The organism is Pseudovibrio sp. Ad37 (assembly GCF_001623075.1).
GTDB lineage: Bacteria > Pseudomonadota > Alphaproteobacteria > Rhizobiales > Stappiaceae > Pseudovibrio.
The window spans coordinates 78744-101067 of the sequence record NZ_LMCF01000065.1; the positions used below are offsets into that span (position 1 = coordinate 78744).

At 52.1% G+C, this 22324-nt stretch carries 19 protein-coding genes and 1 pseudogene; 8 read left to right on the plus strand and 12 right to left on the minus strand.

The window, feature by feature from the left end; genetic code table 11:
• The first annotated feature begins 109 nt into the window (after positions 1-109).
• On the plus strand, positions 110-1498 hold the full coding sequence (locus tag PsAD37_RS11915) for a mannose-1-phosphate guanylyltransferase/mannose-6-phosphate isomerase (RefSeq protein WP_063296353.1): 1389 nt from the start codon (positions 110-112) through the stop codon (positions 1496-1498).
• A gap of 109 nt (positions 1499-1607) precedes the next feature.
• Positions 1608-3119: a phosphomannomutase/phosphoglucomutase gene (locus PsAD37_RS11920; RefSeq protein WP_063296328.1), complete on the plus strand. Its 1512-nt coding sequence runs from the start codon at positions 1608-1610 to the stop codon at positions 3117-3119.
• A gap of 87 nt (positions 3120-3206) precedes the next feature.
• Here PsAD37_RS11920 and PsAD37_RS11925 read toward each other — a convergent pair whose 3' ends face one another.
• Positions 3207-4046, minus strand: a complete 840-nt coding sequence (locus PsAD37_RS11925; protein ID WP_063296329.1) for a hypothetical protein — start codon at positions 4044-4046, stop codon at positions 3207-3209.
• Positions 4047-4158: 112 nt separating this feature from the next.
• Positions 4159-5049, minus strand: a complete 891-nt coding sequence (locus PsAD37_RS11930; RefSeq protein WP_063288218.1) for a LysR family transcriptional regulator — start codon at positions 5047-5049, stop codon at positions 4159-4161.
• Positions 5050-5239: 190 nt separating this feature from the next.
• Between PsAD37_RS11930 and PsAD37_RS11935 the strand changes: the two genes are divergently transcribed.
• Complete coding sequence (locus PsAD37_RS11935) at positions 5240-6739, plus strand: CoA-acylating methylmalonate-semialdehyde dehydrogenase (RefSeq protein ID WP_057465938.1); 1500 nt, start codon at positions 5240-5242, stop codon at positions 6737-6739.
• A 45-nt stretch (positions 6740-6784) separates the two neighbouring features.
• Here the strand turns inward: PsAD37_RS11935 and PsAD37_RS11940 are convergent, their stop codons facing one another.
• The gene (locus PsAD37_RS11940) at positions 6785-7285 is read right to left on the minus strand and encodes a hypothetical protein (protein ID WP_208991841.1); all 501 of its coding nucleotides are present in this window, start codon (positions 7283-7285) and stop codon (positions 6785-6787) included.
• A 451-nt stretch (positions 7286-7736) separates the two neighbouring features.
• Here PsAD37_RS11940 and cydD point away from each other — a divergent pair, with 451 nt between their 5' ends.
• Together cydD and cydC are read left to right on the plus strand one after the other, a co-directional pair.
• Entirely contained in the window at positions 7737-9542 is a 1806-nt protein-coding gene (gene cydD / locus PsAD37_RS11945; RefSeq protein WP_063296330.1) for a thiol reductant ABC exporter subunit CydD, read from the plus strand.
• Positions 9539-11278 (plus strand): thiol reductant ABC exporter subunit CydC, encoded by a 1740-nt coding sequence (gene cydC / locus PsAD37_RS11950; protein WP_063296331.1) that lies wholly within the window; start codon positions 9539-9541, stop codon positions 11276-11278. The genes cydD and cydC overlap by 4 nt, the downstream gene beginning before the upstream one ends.
• 97 nt (positions 11279-11375) lie before the next feature.
• Here cydC and PsAD37_RS11955 read toward each other — a convergent pair whose 3' ends face one another.
• Complete coding sequence (locus tag PsAD37_RS11955) at positions 11376-12497, minus strand: saccharopine dehydrogenase family protein (protein ID WP_063296332.1); 1122 nt, start codon at positions 12495-12497, stop codon at positions 11376-11378.
• Positions 12498-12740: 243 nt separating this feature from the next.
• Positions 12741-13220: an Lrp/AsnC family transcriptional regulator gene (locus PsAD37_RS11960; protein WP_057465942.1), complete on the minus strand. Its 480-nt coding sequence runs from the start codon at positions 13218-13220 to the stop codon at positions 12741-12743.
• A 249-nt stretch (positions 13221-13469) separates the two neighbouring features.
• Between PsAD37_RS11960 and znuA the strand changes: the two genes are divergently transcribed.
• Complete coding sequence (znuA, locus tag PsAD37_RS11965) at positions 13470-14513, plus strand: zinc ABC transporter substrate-binding protein ZnuA (RefSeq protein ID WP_063296333.1); 1044 nt, start codon at positions 13470-13472, stop codon at positions 14511-14513.
• Positions 14514-14705: 192 nt separating this feature from the next.
• Here the strand turns inward: znuA and PsAD37_RS11970 are convergent, their stop codons facing one another.
• Positions 14706-15212, minus strand: coding sequence for a MarR family transcriptional regulator (locus tag PsAD37_RS11970; protein ID WP_063296334.1), 507 nt, complete (start codon positions 15210-15212; stop codon positions 14706-14708).
• A 140-nt stretch (positions 15213-15352) separates the two neighbouring features.
• Between PsAD37_RS11970 and PsAD37_RS11975 the strand changes: the two genes are divergently transcribed.
• Entirely contained in the window at positions 15353-16231 is an 879-nt protein-coding gene (locus PsAD37_RS11975; protein WP_063296335.1) for a DMT family transporter, read from the plus strand.
• Between the two features lie 67 nt (positions 16232-16298).
• Here the strand turns inward: PsAD37_RS11975 and PsAD37_RS11980 are convergent, their stop codons facing one another.
• The 5 genes and pseudogenes from PsAD37_RS11980 to PsAD37_RS12000 form a co-directional block, all read right to left on the minus strand.
• Positions 16299-16535 (minus strand): hypothetical protein, encoded by a 237-nt coding sequence (locus tag PsAD37_RS11980; protein ID WP_063296336.1) that lies wholly within the window; start codon positions 16533-16535, stop codon positions 16299-16301.
• A gap of 196 nt (positions 16536-16731) precedes the next feature.
• Positions 16732-18222 carry a hypothetical protein gene (locus PsAD37_RS11985; protein ID WP_063296337.1) on the minus strand — a complete coding sequence of 497 codons (1491 nt, stop codon included), beginning with the start codon at positions 18220-18222 and terminating at the stop codon, positions 16732-16734.
• A 302-nt stretch (positions 18223-18524) separates the two neighbouring features.
• Positions 18525-20012: pseudogene (locus PsAD37_RS11990) on the minus strand (flavin-containing monooxygenase).
• An 11-nt stretch (positions 20013-20023) separates the two neighbouring features.
• Positions 20024-20494: a cupin domain-containing protein gene (locus PsAD37_RS11995; protein WP_063296338.1), complete on the minus strand. Its 471-nt coding sequence runs from the start codon at positions 20492-20494 to the stop codon at positions 20024-20026.
• 401 nt (positions 20495-20895) lie between these two features.
• Positions 20896-21180 (minus strand): putative quinol monooxygenase, encoded by a 285-nt coding sequence (locus PsAD37_RS12000; RefSeq protein ID WP_063296339.1) that lies wholly within the window; start codon positions 21178-21180, stop codon positions 20896-20898.
• A gap of 214 nt (positions 21181-21394) precedes the next feature.
• Between PsAD37_RS12000 and PsAD37_RS12005 the strand changes: the two genes are divergently transcribed.
• The gene (locus tag PsAD37_RS12005) at positions 21395-21751 is read left to right on the plus strand and encodes a helix-turn-helix domain-containing protein (RefSeq protein WP_063296340.1); all 357 of its coding nucleotides are present in this window, start codon (positions 21395-21397) and stop codon (positions 21749-21751) included.
• Positions 21752-21852: 101 nt separating this feature from the next.
• On the opposite strand, the gene PsAD37_RS12010 is transcribed toward PsAD37_RS12005, so the two are convergent.
• The gene (locus PsAD37_RS12010; RefSeq protein ID WP_063296341.1) at positions 21853-22098 is read right to left on the minus strand and encodes a hypothetical protein; all 246 of its coding nucleotides are present in this window, start codon (positions 22096-22098) and stop codon (positions 21853-21855) included.
• Between the last annotated feature and the right edge of the window lie 226 nt (positions 22099-22324).

The window sequence follows — 22324 nt, forward strand, 5'->3', positions numbered from 1 at the left end:
GAACACTGAAACTCCACGTGTTTTGAGGGTTTTGGGCTACAGCATCTAAGTTTACGAATAGTCTATTCGTTTGTTTGAAAGTGATCCTGAAAATATGACTGGCAATAGCATGAGCAAAATCACACCTGTGATTCTGTCGGGTGGGTTTGGATCTCGCCTTTGGCCCCTTTCCCGTAGAGAAAGGCCAAAACAATTCTTGCCAATCTTTTCAGGTCAAAGTCTCTTTCAAAAGACATGTGAGCGTGTCAGCTCCCAGCAGTTCCGTGCACCGCTGGTTATCTCAAATCAAGACCATCGCTTCCTGATCGGTGAGCAAATGGCCGAACTTGGGATAGAGCCACAAGCTATAGTATTAGAGCCATGCGGACGAAACACGGCTGCTCCCGCTGCTCTTGCTGCACTCATGGCGCTTGAAACAGATAAAAACGCAATTGTCCTCCTGTTACCATCGGACCATCTGGTCGCTGATGACAAGGAGTTCTTGTGTGCTGTCGATGCAGCTCACGCAGCTGCTGAAGCTGGTCAGATCGTCACATTTGGTATTGAGCCAAGCGAACCCAACACCGGATACGGTTATATCAAACTCTGCGAGGGGGCAGCATCTGTCCGCAAAGTTGATGCCTTTGTCGAGAAACCAGATCAGGCAACAGCTGAAGAGTTCCTCAAAGACGGCAACTACCTTTGGAATGCTGGCATCTTCATGTACTCCGCAGTTGCCATGCGCGACGCCTTCTTAAAACACGCACCTGATATCTGGGAGCAAGTTGCTAAGGCCTCCAATAACGCACGACGCGATCTGGACTTCCTGCGGCTTGAAGAAGAAGCCTTCGCTCAGGTGCGCAACATCTCCTTCGACTATGCGATTATGGAAAATGAAGAGAACGTCGCCTGTGTTCCAACTGATCCGGGGTGGAGCGATCTTGGCTCATGGCCTGCCATTTGGGAGTCTATGGCGAAGAATGATGAGGGTAACTCGGCTTTGGGCGAAGCGATCTTCGAACAGTCCAAAAATTGCCTCGTTTATTCTGAAGATGCCCTTGTCAGTGTTGTCGGGCTTGAAGACGTTGTGGTCGTCAACACCAAGGATGCGCTTCTGGTTGCCGCAAAAGATAAGGCACAGGACGTGAAGAAGGTGGTGGAACAGCTGGACAAGGCCAATAGGCCGGAAACCGTACAGCACCGCCGCGTGTACCGTCCATGGGGCTGGAGCGAGCGCATTTCAGAAGGCGAGCGCTTCCGCGTGCAGTCCATGATGATTGAGCCCGGCAAGGGCTTGACCTTGCAGCGCCACATCCACCGTGCAGAGCACTGGGTTGTTGTAAGTGGCACGCTGGAGGTGACCATTGATGGAAAAGATGAGCTGATTTCAGAAAATCAGTCCGTGTTTGTCCCGCTTGGCGCAAGGCACAAACTACAAAACCCGGGAAAAATCCGGGTTCGCATGATCGAAGTCCAGTCCGGCGCATACATTGCCGAGGATGATATCCTGCGAGTATAACGTGAATTTGAAAACCGTTGGGTGAGAAACGTCTCACAACCAAACGGAGTTTGATAAAAGCGTCACGTCTCTGCATTACCAGTGACCTGAAGCTTGTCTAGGAGAAATTATGTCAGTTAAGCCGGTTTCACAGCTAACGCCAAACACCTTGGCCTATGAAACGACACCGTTGGTCAAGCCGACCGGTTTTCGCGAGTACGATGCACGCTGGCTCTTTGAAAAAGAGATCAACCTGAAGGGCATTCAGGCGCTGGGCGAGGGACTTGGAACCCTCATTCATGAACTTGGCGTACGTCCTGAGATCGTCACCGGTCACGACTTCCGCGGCTACTCCGCATCCATCAAGATGGCACTGGTCACCGGCCTGATGTCGGCAGGCATCAAAGTGCATGACATCGGCCTCGCCATGTCTCCAATGGCTTATTACGCGCAGTTTGATCTGGATGTCCCATGCGTTGCCATGGTCACCGCCTCCCACAACGACAACGGCTGGACTGGTGTGAAGATGGGCGCAAACCGTCCACTGACGTTTGGCCCGGAAGAAATGGGCCGTCTGAAAGAGATCGTGCTGGAAGGGGCCAGTGACCTACGCGGTGGCGGAGCTTACGAATACCATCCTGATTTGACCGATCGCTATATCGCAGACCTCACAGAGCGTGAAAAGTTCAAGCGTCCAATCAAAGCTGTCGTCGCATGTGGCAATGGCACCGCAGGTGCGTTCGCACCGCGTATTCTCGAAGCGCTAGGTGTTGACGTCATTCCGCTGGACTGCGAGCTGGATCACACTTTCCCGAACTACAACCCGAACCCGGAAGACATGAAGATGCTTCATGCGATCCGTGACAAAGTGCTGGAAACCGGTGCTGAAGTCGGTTTGGGTTTTGATGGTGATGGTGACCGCTGTGGTGTGGTCGACAACGAAGGCGAAGAGATCTTCGCTGATAAAGTCGGCGTCATGCTGGCTCGCGATATCTCCGCTCTTCATCCGGAAAGCCAATTTGTGGTTGATGTAAAATCAACCGGTCTGTACCACACCGATCCGGTCCTCAAGGCCAATGGTGCAAAGACTGATTACTTCAAAACAGGCCACTCCTACATCAAACGCCGTGTAACTGAACTAGGTGCTGTTGCTGGTTTTGAAAAGTCAGGCCACTACTTCTTCAATCCGCCAATCGGTCGTGGATATGATGACGGTGTTGTCTCTGCAATTGCCATTCTGGATATGATGGACCGCAATCCGGATAAGAGCATGGCTGACCTGCGCCGTGATCTGCCAAAGACCTGGGGCTCCCCAACCATGGCCGCCAAATGCGCGGACGAGATCAAGTACGATGTAGTTGATCGTGTGGTTGCGCGCTTCAAATCCATGCATGCTGACGGCGCGAAGGTATCTGGTCAGGATATAGCTGATCTGATCACCGTGAATGGTGTCCGTGTTGTGTGTGAAGATGGAACATGGGGCCTTGTCCGTGCATCCTCCAACAAACCAGAACTGGTTGTTGTTGTTGAAAGCCCGGTCTCAGAAGTGCGCCTGCACGAGATGTTCAAAGCAATGGATGCAGTTCTTCGCGAGAACCCAGAGGTTGGTGACTACAACCAGACACTGGCAGAACTCGCTTAAGATACCACCTTAAAAAACAGACTAAAAAACGCCGGTCCAAAAAGGCCGGCGTTTTTTGTTTTAGGCGCTCTGCTTACCTTGGGCAGGTTAGTAGCCAGCGAAGTAGAGCAGGTCCACGATGTATTTGCGCATTGCAGGGCCATGTGGTGCGGGCAGGCCAACAAGAGCATCGTAAAGGCGGACCTCACTGTCACACAGTTGCTTGTCGGTTGGATCTGCAGCGAAAATACGGCTTAGGGAATCCATTGGATATACCTTCATCTGCGCATCAAATGCCGGGTTCGCAGGCAGATACAAATCTGCATCAGTCGGCTTATCCGCAGGCTTGCCAATAACACGTACTTTCTTCTGCGCAGGCTCAGCGGTGTAATGGATCACGAGCCCATCGTCCTTGGCTTTAACCTGAGCATCCGCGAGCAACTGGAACAGCGCGAGCCCTTCCTGCGTACTTTCGCTCTCCACTACGGTGTAGCTGTCCAGAAACGCACCAGTGGAACCGGAAAAAACCTGAGCACAAACCAGTTCACCTTTGCTTTTCTTCAGTTTTAAGGTGAGAGCACGTTTGGCCTTGAGGACCGTGATGATCTTATCGTCATCAGCATATTTTAGCAGTGGGCGATAAACCTGAAGTGCGCGGTAAAGCAAGTCATGCAGACGTTTAGCCAGCCCGCGCTCATCTGCCCCTGATTGAATCTCTTTCTCAATCTGGCTCTGCAGGTCCTTGTAAAGATTCGGAAATTCAATCTTGATCACAGGCAGGGAAGGGATATCCGGTGCAAGGGTATCCAGGAGAGCCTGCTGATCTTTGCCATCAGCTGCATGGCTTTCCTGTGTGAGGGATCCGCCAAAATCAAAGTAAAGCAGGGTCGCGACAATCGCGACAACAACCATAGGAACGCCAACGAACTCCGCAAGCTTACCAATCATCTCATTTTGCCTTCAAGTTACAGTCGGGAAGTGATCCGCACTGTATATTATAAATTATCAAAAATGACAATTTATAATTTTAAAGGCTTAATTCGGATTCTAAATCAAAGCGTTACAGATGATTTCTAAAGAGATCTTTCTCCTGCTTTACCAAGTCGCCAATGAAATCAGAAACTGCTTTAATGCGGCGCAGGTGCCGTGCGCTTTCATGGGTGACAAGGTAATAGCTGCGCGAAATACGCCGTTTGGGAAGCACTGGCACGAAGTCGTCATTGCCATCTGCAATGAATCCATGAAGGATTCCGATCCCGCTGCCTGCCCGCACTGCCTCAGTCTGGCCGAGTGCGCTGGCACATTCCAGGCGAGACTGCCAGTCCTTGGAAAATTCTGCGGAGTAGTTGAGCGAAGAGGCAAAGATCAGATCGTCCACATAGCCAATCAGGCGATGCTCTTTCAGCTCTTCTTCGTTCTCCGGCAGCCCGTAGCGTTCAGCATAAGCGCGAGAGGCATAAAGACCCAATGAGTAGTCAGTCAACTTGCGGCTCACCAGACGTCCATGTTCGGGCTGTCCAACCGTAACTGCCAGATCAGCTTCGCGCTTGGAAAGAGAGAAAGCCCGGTGCAGCGGCACCAGCTGAAGCGTGAGATCAGGATAACGCTCATTCAGTGCACCCAGACGCGGCGCTAGAAAAGCCACCCCGAAGCCATCGGGTGCACCAATGCGCACAGCACCGGAAAGCTCCACATCCGTCCCGCCGATCTCGGCGCGGGCGGAAAGCATCTCCGTTTCCATCGATTCAGCAAACTCAAAGAACCGCTCGCCTTCGCTGGTCAGCGCACACCCCGTGGTGCGCCGATCAATGAGCTTGGCCTGCAGAGCAGTTTCAAGCGCGGAAAGGCGGCGGGCAACAGTTGCATGGTTGAGGCCAAGCCGCTGTGCAGCGCCCAAAATCTGTCCGGAGCGCGCCACAGCCAGAAACACTCTTGCATCATCCCAGTTCATGATTTTTGATAGCTCCCAGTCCACATGCCGCACGGATCGTGCTTTAATTTTTGCACAACGGTTTCGGATATTATCTCATTGATATGCGAAAAATATAGTTCATGCTAGGGGCATAAAGAAATTCGCTCGCAGACCTGTAAAACGCATGTGTTTGCGGGCCGCAAGAATAGACCTGGAGAGGGAGGACCTCATGGAAGAGATCGGTCATTTTATCAATGGTAAGCGCGTTGCTGGCAAGTCCGGCCGCACTGCAGACGTTTTCAACCCTGCAACCGGTGAAGTAACTGCAAAGGTTGCTTTGGCAACTGCAGCAGAAATGCAGGAGGCTGTCGCCGTCGCTGAAAAAGCGCAGCCAGCATGGGCAGCAACCAACCCACAGCGCCGCGCTCGCGTAATGATGAAGTTCGTAACTTTGCTTCACCGCGACATGGACAAGCTGGCATCCAAGCTGTCTGCTGAGCATGGTAAAACACACCCGGACGCAAAAGGCGACGTGATCCGTGGTCTGGAAGTTGCAGAATTCTGCATCGGCGCACCACACATGATGAAGGGTGAATTCACCGAGGGCGCAGGCCCTGGCATCGACATGTACTCCATGCGTCAGCCACTGGGCGTTGTTGCTGGCATCACGCCATTCAACTTCCCTGCAATGATCCCGATGTGGAAGTTCTGTGTTGCGATCGCAGCTGGTAACTCCTTCATCCTCAAGCCATCTGAGCGCAACCCGTCTGTGCCAATGATGCTGGCTGAGCTGATGCAGGAAGCTGGTCTGCCAGACGGCGTTCTGAACGTTGTGAATGGCGACAAAGAATCCGTAGACGCAATCCTTGATGATCCAATCATTCAGGCTGTTGGCTTCGTTGGTTCCACCGCGATTGCTGAGTACGTTTACACCCGCGGTACAGCTTCCGGTAAGCGCGTTCAGTGCTTCGGCGGTGCGAAAAACCACATGCTCATCATGCCAGATGCTGATCTGGATCAGGCTGCTGACGCTCTGGTTGGTGCAGGCTTTGGTGCTGCTGGCGAACGCTGCATGGCGATCTCCGTTGCTGTTCCTGTTGGTCAGGAAACTGCAGACCGCCTCATCGAGAAGCTCATCCCACGCGTTGAAGCTCTCAAAGTTGGCCCTTACACTGCAGGCGACGACGTTGACTTCGGTCCGGTCATCACCCCACAGGCACGCGAGCGTATCCTCGGTCTGGTGAACTCCGGTGTTGAGCAGGGTGCAAAGCTTGTTGTTGACGGACGTGACTTCAAACTGCAGGGCTATGAAAACGGTAACTTCGTTGGTCCTTGCCTGTTCGACAACGCAACCAAAGACATGGACATCTACAAAGAAGAAATCTTTGGTCCGGTTCTGACTGTTGTACGCGCAGAAACCTATGAAGAAGCTCTGAGCCTGCCAATGGATCATGAGTACGGCAACGGCACTGCAATCTACACCCGTGATGGTGACACTGCACGTGACTTTGCAAGCCGCATCAACATCGGCATGGTCGGCATCAACGTTCCAATCCCTGTGCCGCTCGCATACCACACCTTTGGTGGCTGGAAGCGTTCTGGCTTCGGCGATCTGAACCAGCACGGCCCAGATGGCTTCAAGTTCTACACCCGCACCAAGACAGTGACATCCCGCTGGCCTTCAGGTGTGAAGGAAGGTGCAGAATTCTCTATCCCAACAATGGGCTAAGCCTGCGGGTTAACAGTTTGAAAGGCGCTCTTTTGAGCGCCTTTTTTATTCGTTGCTACCAAGAGGATAGGCGCAAGGCGCGGCACCAACCGCGCGGCAGGCTTCATAATAGACAGTGTTGCTGGTGCTTCCGTCATCCCACGTCAGTTGCACTGCAAGGGCTTGCACTGTCCCACCAGGGAACTCCATGACGTACGGCTTATGAATGCTCTGCGCTTCGACACGGAAGGGGTATTCAGGATCGCAATCAGGAATAGGAAAGCTCTTATCCAGATCCTTGGAGTCAATCGAATACTTAATTTCTTTCAGCCTGCAGCGCAGTGACATGATGGGGGCAAAGTTGATGATCTGCTTGTTGTCCAGAGTCTGGAAGGTGATCCAGCCCTCAGGCTCCAGATCACTTGCCATCGTCTTGAAAATGTCCAATGGCGGAATCACATCATCCCGTTCTGCAGTAAATCCAGCTTTTTCAGAGGCAAAAGATGAGGAGGCAAGGCCCAGGCCCCAAATTGCCGCCAGACACAGACGGCGAAAAGAGCAAAACATGGCAGGTTCTCTCCTTTTTGTTGTTATTCAGCAATATCAACTCGTTAGTTCGATGTAGGCTGAGAGCTATAAGAGAACTCGGGGACCCTAGCGGAAAGCAGTTAATATTCCCGAAAACTCGGGGATCCATGAGCCATTTTGATTTTTATCGTGGCAGCTCTTCGGTAAAATCCCGTAAACCTCGGCAAAGCAACGCTCTGCGGGGCACCTATGATCTCTCAATATGCGCACCTGTGCGCTTATGTCCCATACAAATTGGGGGGTCTTCGCCTCTGAGTTTGTTGCGATTTATTAAAAAACTGGAGTAATTCTAACGAGCGTGTTGCAATCACAGACCGGACGGGTCGATTCCATTGTGCAAGCAAGTCTAGGCAATTGAAGAGTTTTTTCGGAAATTGTCTTTATGAATTACAGGCAGATGCCCCGGCGAAGAGGGAACCGGACAAGCGGAATGACTGAAAACCTAGCAAACGTAACAGAGCTATCTGATGCAGACGTCGCGGAGGCAAATGCCCCCGCCAAGAAACGTGGACGCAAAAAGTCCGCGGGTCAGGTTTGGCTGCAGGATGCGGTTCGCCCGGAAATGAAACTGGTGAAACGCGGTGCAATGTTACAAGGCCTCTCGGAACTCCTCTGGATTCCGCAGGCAGCATTATTGGCATTGGCAATCGCTGGCCTGATCGATCCACACGGACCGGGCCTTGATCCATTCTATGCAACAGCTTCCATACTTATCTTAGCCGTGATCCGCCATTTTCTGCGCATCAGGGGCGGTGAGATCGCAGTTCGCGCAGCCTCAAAGGCGCGCCACAGACTGGAAACCAGTCTGCTGAGCAATCTGACCAACCTGTCACCGGCAACCGAACTGCCTGCAAGCGGTAAAATCGCGTCCATCGCGGTGGAACACATTCAGGCAATCGGCCCTTATCTTGGCCGTTTTCTCCCAATTCAGGCGCGTCTTTCACTCGTCCCTCTCATCTTGATTGCGTCTGTCGCCTATGTCAGCTGGTTTGCAGCTCTGTGCTTGCTGATCTTTGGCCCGCTGGTGCCTGTCTTCATGGCAATCGTTGGTATACGCGCCAAAAAGGCCAGTGACCGCCAGCTTGGTGTCCTTGCCGATATGGGTGGGCTGCTGCTGGACCGCCTCAGAGGCATGGAAACCCTGCGCTTGTTCGGCGCGGTTAAACGCTCGGAAGACGACATCCGCAAGCTGGGTGGCGACTTCCGCACATCCACCATGCGCGTTCTTCGTATTGCTTTCCTCTCCAGCACTGCACTGGAACTGTTCAGCGCCGCCGCAATTGCAATCACCGCAATCTACGTCGGTTTTTCCCTGCTTGGAGAATGGAGCTTCGGCGCATATGGTTCTCCGCTCACGCTGGCCGGTGGCCTGTTCGTGCTGATGATCGTTCCCGAATATTTCGCACCACTTCGCGCCTTTGCAGCAGCCTACCATGATCGTGCAGCAGGCATTGCAGCAGCAGATCATATCGTTGAACTGCAAAAGCAGCTGGAGGACGATGGTCAGGAAGATATCATCGGGACTGGGCGTGATGTTGTGCCGCTGCCAGCAACAGGTGCACTGACGATCCGAAACCTGAGTGTTTCCCGCGGTCACCGCAAGATCCTCGCTGACGTCAACCTGTCTCTGGGCGAACCGGAGCTGGTGGTTGTCAAAGGCCCGAGTGGTACCGGTAAATCAACCTTGATGGATTGCATTCTCGGCTTCTTACCAGCCGATCAGGGCCAGATTGCTTATGGCGGGCTTCCTCTGACCTCTTATGGTCTGACCAACTGGCAGCAGTCTATCTCTGTCCTTTCTCAAAATCCTGAACTGTTCCACGGCACGCTACGCGCCAACCTGCGCCGCGCTGATCAAGCAGCAGACGATGCAACACTTACACAAGCCTTGAAGCTTGCTGCAGTTGATGAGTTGCTCGCCAAGATCCCGGGAGGCCTCTCAGGCCAGATCGGCGAAGACGGCAAAGGCTTGTCTTTGGGAGAGCGTCGCCGCTTTGCATTGGCACGTGCGGCCCTGCGTGAGGATGCTCGGCTGATCATTGCAGATGAACCAACTGCCGATCTCGACGGTGCAACCGCACAAAAGGTTGTTGCGGCTCTTAAAAAGCTGGCACACAACAAGCCAGTTCTGGTCGCAACTCACGATCCGCGCGTTGTCGGCTCAGCCGACCGCGTGTTGACGCTGAAAGAAGGTGTGCTGGTTGATCTGAATGAACGTGAAGGAGAAGAACAATGAGATCGTCCCTTCGCATCATCTGGCTTTTGCAAAAAGAAGAACCGCTCGCATTCTGGGGTGGTCTGTTCCTAGCATTCCTCCCAGCCGCAGCAGGCATCGCATTGCTGGCAGTCTCTGGTTACTTCATCACCGCAACGGCCCTTGCTGGCCTCTCCGCAGGTGCAGTTGCTTTCAATACCTCATCTGCGGCAAGCTGTATCCGCCTTTACGCCTCCATGCGCATCTTCGGTCGCTATATTGAGCGGGTGATAACGCATGACGCGACCTTCCGTTTTCTCGCGAACCTGCGTTCTGGCGTTTTTCGCGGCCTTGTTGCCCGGGAAAGCAATGGCACACTGAGCCAACGCTCCGCGACGGCGCTCTCCCGCGTGGTGAGTGATGTGGATCAGCTTGATGGCCTGTTCCTGCGTCTTGTGGTGCCTCTCGCCTCTGCAACTATCATCACTGGTCTGACACTGGTTATCCTGTGGCAGTACTCACCAATGGCGTCGATCGCTCTGGGGGCAGTTCAGGCAGCAGGCCTTACTATTTTGGCAAAATCAGGCGGTCATCGCCAAAAGGCGCAGGCGCGCAAACTCAATGCAGCGCGTGATGCTTTGCGCGTTCGCGTGTCTGATCTGGTGCGTGGTCGCCGCGACCTCTCCGTCTTCGGCGGTCTGGAGCAACAGCGTGTTGCCGCACTCAAAGCAGTCAACCAACTGGACGATGTGCAAGAGCAGAACGAACTGACAGACATGCGCAATCAGGCTGTGGTGAGCACCATGAGCCAGGTGATGGTGGCTGTCACCTTCCTGTTTGCGGCCTATTCCTATCAGCAAGGTCAGATGGAGCTAAAGCACATTGCTTTGTTCGCCTTCGTTGCTTTGGCTCTGCCAGAGCTGCTCATCTCCCTTGCCAACAGCGCAGGCAGCTGGAGCAAGATGTCAGGCGCAGCTGACCGCGTCCGGTCCCTGCTCACAGTAGGGCAAGACAGCGAAGCACTTCAGAACGCCCGTAGCAATTCTGAAACACCTTCATTTGAAGTTGGCAAAGATGCTTTGAACCTGAAGGATATCCACTTCGCCTACACACCAAAGGCAGCTGCCATTCTGGATGGTGTAGACCTCGCGCTGCCAACTGGCAGTCGCACCGTTGTGATCGGCCCAAGTGGTGCCGGTAAATCCACGCTCGCAGCTATCGTGGCACGTCTGCAAACGCCGCAATCTGGTGCAATCCAGATTGGCGGTGTCGAGCTTGGCGGTATGGCAGAAGACAAACTGCGGGCTGCTCTGACTGTTGTCGGTCAGCGTACGCAGATCTTCCACAGTACTATCGCAGAGAACCTGCGCGTTGCCCGTGAAGAAGCAACCGATGCCGAGCTTTGGGAAGCGCTGTCTCATGCTGGCCTGAAGGAGCTTGTTGAAGGCAGACAGGAAAAGCTGGAAACCCATCTGGGTGAAGGTGGTCTGGGTCTGTCCGGCGGTGAAGGTCGCCGTCTGGCATTGGCTCGTGCGTACCTGCGTAATCCGGAAATCTGGGTGGCGGATGAGCTGACAGAAGGTCTCGACCATGCCACTGCAGACAAGGTGCTCGCATCTTTCCGCGCCATGACCAGAGGCAAAACCGTCCTCATGGTCTCTCACCGCGCCAGTGAGTTGGAAGGTGCAGACCGCGTTCTGGTCCTTGAAGATGGCAAGTTGGGCGAAGTCACCCTGCCACTATCCGACGAGATCAAAGGCCGTCTCCGCGACGATTGATCCGGGAAACTAAGTCTAAAAGAAAAGCGCAGCCTCAGAGATGAAGCTGCGCTTTTTTGTTGTCTCAGTGATCGCAAAAGGGATCAGGTGAACAGCTTTAAGCTGCGATCTGACGCCCCGGTTTTTCGTGATCAGACCCACCGTTGTTGTAAAGGCCGCCGAAGCGATTGGAGAGGAAGTCATCTAGGTTGATGCTCTCCTGCTTCACAAAGCCTTTGGCGTTCAAGCTGCCATCCATCAGTAGATCCAGCGTGGCACAGATGCTAGCTGCTGTGGTGATCTGAATACCACTCCAGTGCTTGCCCATGATCTCACGGTCATTGACCACATGAGAATAAGATTTCTGCTGGAACCGACCATCTTTCATACCTGTGGCGGTGATAAAGATGAGCACGCGGTCCTGCATGGTGACCGGAATGGAATCTTCCATCACCTCTTTCAGCAAATCACGCTTGTTGATGAAGCCCAGATCCTTCAGCAGCAGCTCCATGATGTCCCGGTGACCCGGATACCGGATGGAGAGGTAACGCAGGCTCTGCACCTTGTCCTTCAGCGTCTCAGAAAGAGAACCCAGACCACCGGACGTGTTGAATGCTTCATAATCAACGCCATCCAGAGAGAAATGCTGCAGACCGGCCAAAGCTGGCACCTTGGTCAGCTCGCCGTTCTCAATGGCAAGACATGGGTTGCAGTACTCGTTGATCAGGCCGTCAGTGGACCAAGTCAGATTGTACTTCAGCTTGTTGGTCGGGTAGCGGGGCAGGGCGCCCACACGCAGATGCAGGTCTTCAAGACTGTCAAACTGCTTTGCAAGATCATAACCTGCGATGGACACAAAACCAGGTGCGAGGCCGCATTGTGGAGCAAAGGCCTTGTTGGCGCCTTCTGCAATCTTCTCCACTTCAGCAGTACTGGCCACATCTTCGGTCAGGTCAAGATAGTGACAGTCTGCATCTTTTGCGGCCTGCGCGATCACTGGCGTCAGGAAAAACGGTGCAGCTGAAATGACAGCGTCGCATCCTTTAAGAGCTCCTGTGAGTTTTCCCAGGTCACTCACATCCAGTGCTTCTGTTGTCACATGCGGCACGTCCAGCGCACTCAGCGCTTCCACACTCTGGTCCAGTACCTTGATCTGATAATCACCTGAACCTTGTAGCAGTGCAGCGATCATCCCACCGATCTTACCTGCACCCACAACAGCAACATGATGTCGGCTCATAAGCCCCTCCAAGCTTGTTTCTATTGACTAAGAGTCTACGTGAAAACACTGCCGGAGTTTACGGGGCAACTTGCCGAAATGACGTTTTATTTCGTGTAAATGACGGTAACTATGTTATATTGACATTAAAATTGTAAATATGACGAATTTTACGTGTATTGCTCACACGATTCGAGACAAGGAAAGCAGGCAAAAAGTGCCACTTAAATTGAATGGGCAAAATAAACGAATGCTCAGGATCTGTTACTTCTCAAGGCTATAGGTATTTTGAGGCATGAATGGTCGTTGTCGCTCAAACTTCTTCGTCAGCACGATAGAGGACCGCGTGCGCTCAACACCTGGAATAGCAGCAATCTCGTCCAGCACAGCATCCAGCTCTTCCAGACGGTCAGGCTCAACAATCAGGCAGAGATCAAATTCACCGGAGATGGTCAGACAGCTGCGGATTTCAGGGTAGGACTCCAACTGAGCAATCAGTTCGCGAGAGCGTTGCTGGGCAACGGAGAGCATGACAAGAGCCTGAACCCGCTTCTGATCCTCTTGGTCTCCCAAAATAGCTGTATAGCCGATAATGATGCCTTTGCGTTCAAGCCGGGCAATGCGCTCTTGAACTGTTGAGCGGGCAACATCCAGACGTCGTGCAATAGAAGACACCGGCTCCCGAGCGTTTCCCTGCAAGATGGCAATTAGCTTGCGGTCCAGCTCATCCTTAATCTCGGCCATAGAAAATCCTTTAAATTTTGCGGCAATATAACAGATATCTCGTTAATTTGGCAGTAGGATCAGGCAAAACTAACAGTTTACTGGCAAAAAGCAGAACGAACCCGCTGAGATCAATAGGGTATTTACCCCGTCATTTTGAGTTTTGCCCAGTCTTGAATAAATCACAAAAAGGCCGTTGCACTCCAAAATATGTGACGTTATAAAGTAACAAATCGAATGTAATATTATAACAAAGTGGTTGTGAGGCGTATGAAGCATCTCTTAGGTTCACTAAGCATTCTCGGTCTTCTTGCCGGAAGCGTATCTTTTCCTGCTTTGGCTCAGGCCGAGGTTAATGTAGTGGCATCCATCAAGCCAATTCACTCTCTTGTGGCGAGCGTGATGGAAGGCGTAGGTACGCCTGATCTGGTGGTGGAAGGCGCTGGCTCTCCGCACACTTACAGCCTGCGCCCATCAACAGCACGCAAAATTGCTAATGCGGATGTGGTGTTCTGGGTTGGTCCTCAGATGGAGAGCTTCCTTGATACTCCACTGGAAAACCTTGCAGATAACGCAACCATTGTGACGCTGAAAGATGCCCATGGTCTGACGCTTCTGAATTTCCGTGAAGGTGGCAACTTTGAAGGCCATGACCACGGCACCCATGCAGGTGAAAGTGCCGCTGAACATGCCGAGCATGCTGACGAGGCGCATGAGGATCATGACCACGAGAAACACGAAGACCATGAGGAACACGCTGAGCATGCAGGTCACGATGAACATGGTGATGAAGCCGTAGACATGCACATTTGGCTGTCGCCACAAAACGCGATCGCCATGCTGCATGAGATTGAAGAAACCCTCTCAAAAGCTGATCCTGCAAACGCGACCAAGTACGCTGCCAATGCAAAAGCAGAAGCCGCTGAGATTACTGAGGTCTCTGAAGCACTGAAAGCAGACCTGAAGAATCTCCAGACCAAGCCGTTCGTGGTGTTCCACGATGCTTACCGCTATTTTGAAGAGGCTTACAACCTCAATGCAGTCGGCTCAGTTACAGTCAGCCCGGAAGTGCTGCCGGGAGCAAAGCGCCTGTCTGAAGTGCGTCAGAAGCTGGAAGGTTTGGGCGTCAGCTGCGTCTTCTCTGAAGTACAGTTCAATCCGCGCATGGTTGCAGTGCTTAAAGAGGGGACAGGAGTTAACTCCGCTGAACTTGATCCACTCGGATCAACGCTGGACTCAGGCCCGCAGCTTTACACCGAGTTGCTCAAGGAAATGGGCGGTGCCTTCAACACTTGCCTTTCTGGCAACTCCTAGTTCTAAGAGATAACAAAAACAAAAGTCAGACAGGCTGTGCGAAGTCAACGAGCACTGCCTGATCTGCTCACCCCCAAACTGAGCCACGGGTAATCACCACGCACCTTTGAAGATCATCTAACAGTTTTCATGGATGAGCGGGTGTGAAGGATATAGGGGGAAGTAGCTTGCATTGCCCAAGTTAAAAGCAGGCTACATCGTTCCGTTTTCTTCCAGCCTGTGGCTCCATCTTTCCAAGATGCCCTCGAGCGCGTCCCGGTCTTCTGGATCCAGAATCTTGAGCATCTCCGCTTCCATCTCAAAGTGCGCTGCTGCTGCTTCCTCCACCAGGGAGCGGCCTTTGTCCGTTAAATGGATCATCAGAGCCCGGCGATCTTCCGGATTGGGATTACGGCACACCAGCCCCAGCTTTTCCAGCTTGTCGAGGCGGCTGGTCATGGTGCCGGAGGTCAGCATGCTGGATTTGGTCAGCTCGGTCGGGCGCAGTGCATAGGGCTCACCGCTTCGGCGTAGCGTTGCCAGAACATCAAAATCACCCGTTGCCAGACCAAATTTCGCAAAGTTTGCAGAAAGATCCTTGTTGATCTGCATGTTGAGGCGCATCATCCGCGCCAGCACATACATCGGGCTGGCATCAACTTCAGGATATTCGCTCTTCCACTGGCGCACTACGCGTGCAACGTGATCACTCATTGTCATTCTCAATAATCTGGCTTGCAGCAATACAAAGCTATATTGCAGAGGAATTACTTGATATCAAGATACTTGACGCTTCTGCGTATATATCCTAAGCATCATATCGAATTAATTTGAGATCAAGATAATTGAGGTCGAAGTACATGCTTGTTCAGCTGCGCACGGCGCTTACGCCCGCAATTTGGGGCACCACCTACGCCGTTACAACGTTGCTCTTGCCCGCAGAAGACCCTGTCTGGATGGTGGTCTATCGCCTGTTACCCGCAGGCTTGTTGCTGTTGGCTTTTGCTCCGGGTTTGCTCAAAGGCCCTTGGGTGAAGAGAGCGATGACCATCGGCCTGACCAATCTTTCCATGATCTTCTTTGTGTTCATTGCCGCTTTCCGCCTCCCAAGCGGAATGGCCGGAACGCTCATGGCGACATTGCCCTTGCAGATCATCTTTTACATCTGGATTCTGGATGGCAAAACACCCGTCGCCCGCCAGCTCATTGCGTCCCTCATCGGCCTGTTCGGTGTCGGCTTGCTGCTACTTGGCGCTGTTGAGTTGGATTGGATCGGTATCGGCGCTGCAATGGCCGCCTGTCTGAGCACCTTCACAGGCGTTTACCTCAGTGGCAAATGGGGCCGGCCAGATGTCAGCATGGTCACGTACACAGGCTGGCACGTCACATTAGGCGGTCTTTACGCCGTACCAATTGCGCTTGTGTTGGAAGGGGCCGCTCCGGTGCCGGACCTGAACATGGTACTGGCCTTCTTCTGGATCGGTATATTGGGAATGGGTCTGGCATCGGTCAACTGGCTGAAGGGGATCGTACAGCTCAACCCAACAACCATAGGCTTTCTATCTCTGGTCAATCCGGTATCCGCTGTCTTATGCGGTCAGTTGCTGGTGGGGGAGCAGTTTGGTGTGCGCCAGTGGGTCGGCATTCTCATCGTGCTGGGAAGTATCGTCTTTGCACTAAAAACCCCTGGCACAAGAAAAGCCACAACACAAACCAAGGATGTGGCTGCAACCAGTTAGGCGCATTTTCAAAAAGTGCGCCCGATTGTGAGGTAAAGGCACGCGCCTTAAATTGAAAAACTAAGGATTAGCGCAGGTAAGCGATATAAGCATCCTGCGCTTTTTGCATGGCCTCAACCTTGTTGTTGACGTCACCTTTGCACACAACACCATTGTGATGCAGTTCCCACCGCCATGGCTTACGCGCTTCATCATCACCTTCGCGATGAACCCGCATGCTCATCTCAGTATTGAGAACGCCTGTCCCTACAGTGTGATCTGGAACATTTCTCCAAAGCTGTCGCCACTGAAACTTCTTGGACATAGTTATCTAACACCCGATGTTCTTCCTATGTTCTCATTGTGAAATGATTCCATTAAAATTCTCCTAACGGATGTTAAGGATTAAATCTGAGAGTGCATGAAAACAGCCCAAACACGGGGCTGGGCTGCTCATTTTTTGATGAAATTTTCTGTTCTCAAACACCATTTCTCAAGCGATGTCTCGTGAGAAAACCAGACTATCTGCTCGGTTTTGGTGGTGTCTTAACCTTACCCTCTGGGGAGACCGTGCCTTTGGAACCGCCTTCCAGATCGAAGCGGTAGGCGTCTCTGTTCACGGCATCCTCTTCGGCTGTTTCCAGCTTGGTCTCAAGCTGATCAACGACTGTCTCACTGGAGATCTCAAAACCCTTGCCCTTGATCGGCTCGGAGAACGGTTCGGTATAAAGATCAGAACCCCATTGAGGCTTCAGACCGTGGTTGGCAGCACCCAGATTCACCTCAACGGCAGAGTGGTGCTCATCACCAACCAGATATCCGGTCGCCAGCCATCTGCCCAGTTCCTTCACCTGGTTCTCGGCATTGTCACCTTCCAGCCCCAGTTCCTTCATCACCCCTTTACCCAGCAAGCGAATGCCGGTGAGGAAGCGGTCTGTGGTGCCGGACGGGCCTGCAACGGTTGGTTTGTTGTGCAGGTCTGCATCCTTGGCAAAGCCTGTGCCGTCTTTGACATCCCAAACAGAAAAACCTGGCTGGTGTTCAACAATAACCTTGTCCTTCGGCATCTCACCGGCTTTGACAGGTTTGTTTTCTTTGAACTGGTGGTCTTCTCTGTCGTGCCGGTTACGCGGGTTGGTCTTTGCAAAATTGATCTCGCGTTCTGTTAGACGTTTGTTCGCTTCCAGATCAGCAGCCGTAGCCCACGCACCATCGCCGCCTTTCTTGCTGCGGTCGCGATACTTCCGCTGATTTGCCGTCAGGCTCTGACCTGCCAGCGCATCATTCTGCGGAACGGGTCCGTCAACCTGATCACTGCCCGGCACTTCGCCATAGAGCTCTGGGTTTTCTGATGCGTTTTGCTTGTTCTCGTTCCGATAAGTGTAAAGCTTCAACTCATCTGGAGCAGTGCTGTCCGGTCCGGCGCCACGAGGGCGGCCAAACTTGAAACTGCGCAGGTAATCGATATCGATAATGTCTTTCATCTTTTCCTGAAGTTCAGGGGAGTGATAGATCTTCTCCATGGCCTTTCGGAAAGCAGGGGAGTTGGACAAATCGAAATAGGCCGTGCCTTTTTCGCGGATTGTCACATCGCTATCTTCTTTGCCCTTCTTGGCACCGTCGACAATCTTGGTAAAACCGCCAGCACCCAGCTGACCGACAACACCGTATTTCGGATTGTCGCCCGTATAAGCCTGCATGGCATCCATCATGCCCTTGAGCTCGTCGTCACCTTCAAGCCGCGTGAACACGGTCACAATGCTCTTGATCAGGCTGTCAGCTGTCTTGTGTGCGGCTGGACTATCAGAAGCAATCTGCGCCATCGATGCTTCAACGGCTTTGTTGTCAGCAACGCTCAGCACATCAGCCTTGGGCATGCTGGCTTCTATCTGCTCAGCCTGCTGCACACTATCAGGAAAATCGATACCAAGATGCTGACATACGCGTTTCGCCCAGCTCAGCTCGTCTTGATTTCCTGAACTCTCAGGTTGTTGTTGTGCACCACCCAGCATAGACACACTCCTTAGACAGATGACCATTTATTCTCATCTCTCGACAATGTCGGGGGCGTGTTGCGTAGGTTTTAAAATAATCGATAAAATATCGTGAGAAGCATTCACAAAGATCACGATGGTTATATCGGCATTGTTATGTTGCAAGTGGTTTGATTAAAACGCCGCTGATCACCGTTTAAAGGTGGTTCTCCAGCACCTTCAGCAAAACCGAAGGCGCTGGAGAGACATTTAGAGATTATACGTGAGAAACAATCATTTAGCGCTATAGGCTTAACAGATGACGGCGTCTCACGATGTTGTTATTGCGCAAGATACTGCGGAGCTGACTTCAGGTAACTCCCATAGGCCTGCGCATTCGGATAGGAGAACTGCTCTGCAACAGGATTACTGCGCTTGCGTTTGGCCGCTCCAATATCTTCCAGCAGTTCATCAAAATGCTTGAAGTGGAATGGAGCTGAGCACAATCCGCCATAAACCTGAGCTGCTGGCCGGTCATCACGCCGCCAATCCAGCATCTCATCAATGTTCTGACGCATCTGTCCATCCGTTGGTTGCTTCTCCAGCTGCCCATCCGCATAGCGCACCAACCAGTTGGCAATCATCTCTGCAGAAAGCACCGTGCAGAAGCTGGAATTGAAGCCCACAAACCCCATTTCTGGCAGGTCAGGGTTTACAGAAAGACGGTAGGTCCGATACTGCCCGTCCTCTTCAATCAGCTTGTCACGATACTCTTTTGCCAGATACGGAATGCCCAGCTTCCACCCCACTGCAAGCACCGAAACATCACAGCCCACTTTATCGCCGCTCGTTAGCACTGCCTGACCATCTTCATAATGATCAATCGTGCCTTGAACCGGCTTGATAACGCCGCTCTTGAACCCCTCAAACAGTCCTGGGGTGACAATGGGAATTGAGCAGGAAATGTCCTTCTCAATCGGCACCTTCGGCACCATATCCCACTTATTCAGCCCCAACTGAAGCTTCAGCAACATTTCAAGACCTCGGAAATTCGCCCAGATCAGCGGCTTTGCAATTGCAGCCATCGCCTTTTGCAGCGGATTTCTGCCCCAGCTGTTGAATTGCAACTCCTGCGCCCGCATGTAAAGCAGTCGCTTAAAGTTGATGCCGCCCACAAAGTAGGGTACTCGCCACACAGGCTCACGATACACCAGTGTCACTTGAGAGGCCCCATTCTTCGCCGCATTAACCGCTACATCGGTTGCCGACTTGGAACCACCCAGCACCACCACCTGTTTGCCCTTGGCAAGGGAAGGATCGGTATAGTCGGAAGAGTGCATGACATGCCCGCCCTGCGCCTCAAAACTGTCCTGTCCCGGATGGCTGATAATGTTCTTTTAAGAAAACTGACCCGTTGAGATGACAACAAAGTCGAAGTCTTCTTTACGAACCTGACCCGCAGCATCCAGTGTTAGAGACCATTCCGGCTGGCCATCCGTTCGTCGTTCCATGGAAAGCACTGAGGTATTCAATTGGAACAGCCGGTGCAGCTTGTGTTTATGAGCATAGGAATGCAGATAAGCATGCACTTGCGGCCCTTTGGGCCATTCCGGATATGCCTTGGGCATAGGATGATCCGTATAACAATACAGATCTTTTGGAGACTGGGTCTGTACCCCCGGGTAGGATCTGGAAAGTTCCCAGACCCCGCCGAAATCGTGGGTGCGCTCGTACCCGAACACCCGGTGCCCTCGCTCGTCAAAGGCTTTGGCAGCCGCAAGACCGCTCACGCCGCCGCCAATGACAGCAACTTTCTTCTTCTTCACCATGTCAGCCACCCTTATTCTGCTGGTGGCGGTAGGAAGTCGACTTCATGAAGTGCAGAGATGCGCACAAGCTCTTCCGGATCTGTCACGCCGTCCAAAGCCTCAAACAGATCATAGAGCTTGCGGGAAGGGGCCACACCAAACACACAGGTTGCATCATCGCCAGAGCGGTTGAAGATTCCATGTGCGATGCCGCGCGGCATTCTGATCGTGTCTCCCGGTCCGGCTTTATGGCAGGCTTCCCCAAACTCCACCTCAAGCGCACCAGTCAACACGGTGATCCACTCATCCTGCGTTGGGTGAATATGCGGTGGCACAAAGGTTCCGTCCGGAATAGTTGCATGCCAAATAAACACGTTCTCGGTCAGTACTTTCGGTGTGTATGTATGGCCAACAACATTCCAGCTGGTGTTGTCATTAAGGCCTTCCCCCACAAGCGTCACACCTTGCAAAGCACCTTCCGGTATCAAGACTTGATCAGACATAATTTTCCTCCTCATCAATAGAATAAAGTGGCTGCTTAGCTCTGATTATTTAATTTTAAAATTTATCAATCTATCTCTGTAATATCTCCGCCATGAATACATAGAAATAATAGTAATTTAGGCGGCGTTGATAAATATTTATCTGGTCTGGATAGATTCTTTTTTAAACTTAAAACAATGATATTTGCGAAGGGAGATAGTTCAAGCTTAAAATGTTATGGGCTCTACAAACTATCGATTTTGGAAGGTGAAATGAAAAATGCAGAACGCATAGAGAGGGAGGTAACCAGCGGGATTCGCTGGGATTAGTCTGAGGATATTTCAGTTTTTACAATGCACGATAAAATTATGCAGAGCCCTCACAACACTGGAAAGACTCTGCAAAATACTCGTAGCAGCTGTTAGATGCGTGTCATCTCGTTCACAGTAAACTCGTCAACAGCACCCTCTGTTGCCACCATGTAAGCAGCCAGATGAGGGGCGCTCATGTGCTCCTGCCACAGCTCACGTGTTTCCCAGTTCTCATAAAACATGAAGTGAGCGGGATTTTCATTGTCCACGTGCAGATCATATTGCAGGCAACCAGCTTCAGCGCGGGTCACATCAATCAGCTTCTCCAGCTCTGCTTGCACAAGATCTTCCTTGCCTTTGGCTGCATGGATATTGGCGACGATGGTCAAGGTCATAGGAGCAATCCTCTCTTTTGTTTTGCTGGCAGAGAACCTATATAGACGCTATATCAATAACAAGTACGCACAATTTTGACCTGTAGGTACAAGAAGTATACTAAGGCGTGCTCCCGAAAAGTGGTTCTGGTTTTCGGATAAGAGTACGTGCAAAAAAAGGCTTAGAGCCTGTTGTTTGAATGCATATGAAAGCAACCTGCTCTCAGGAGATAATATGAGTGATAAAAACCAGCGCTTCGAGCAATACAATTGCAGTCAGGGATGTCCCGTAGAAGCTGCACTGGAGCTGATTGGCGGCAAATGGAAGGGCGTTATTCTCTACCATCTGATGGAAGGGACACAGCGCTTTGGCGAGTTGAAAAAACAAGTCGGAACAGTCACTCAGCGTATGTTGACCAAACAATTGAGAGAGCTGGAAACCGACGGTCTGGTCTCCCGCAAAGTCTTCGCTGTGGTTCCGCCTCACGTAGAATACTCACTCACACCAAAGGGCGAAACTCTCCGCCCCATTATCACCGCACTGCGCGATTGGGGCATCTATCATGCTGTACGGGAAAAGGAAGAGGCCTGAACGACGAAGAAAGAGCGTATCAACCAGAATGAACATAGCGTTCAAGCCGGGATACGCTCAAAAGATAAGACATAATATGGCGTAGGGGTAATCTGGCTTCTTTAATGGCCCTCACCAAACGGCCATGAAAATGGCCAGAAAAACGGCCCAAGCCCAACCGTGCAGAAAAACAGGAAGTAAGCACCAATCATGCGCACCAGATCCAGTTTATAAAGCGCCAGCGCCGCCTCATAAAACACGTAGGCACTAAACACCATAAACCCAACCCCAAGCAGCACCTGCACGCCCAGGATCACCAACTCCTGAAAAGACCGCGAAGCCTCCGGTTGTGTCACACCACCACCCATATCTCAGCCTCTCTCTATCCAAAACACACCCAAAACCCTACCAGATCCCACAATCATTCACACCCCACAATGTTGTGTGTGGGGAGGGATGCAGTCCGAATGCCGCTAGTTCGTACACACTAACTGGTGCTCATAAGACCTCTCATCGCGGTTCTCATGCAAAAATAATATCAACCAGAAATCTGGAAAAAAATAAGATGAAAACAACTCACTCAATAGGAGTAAA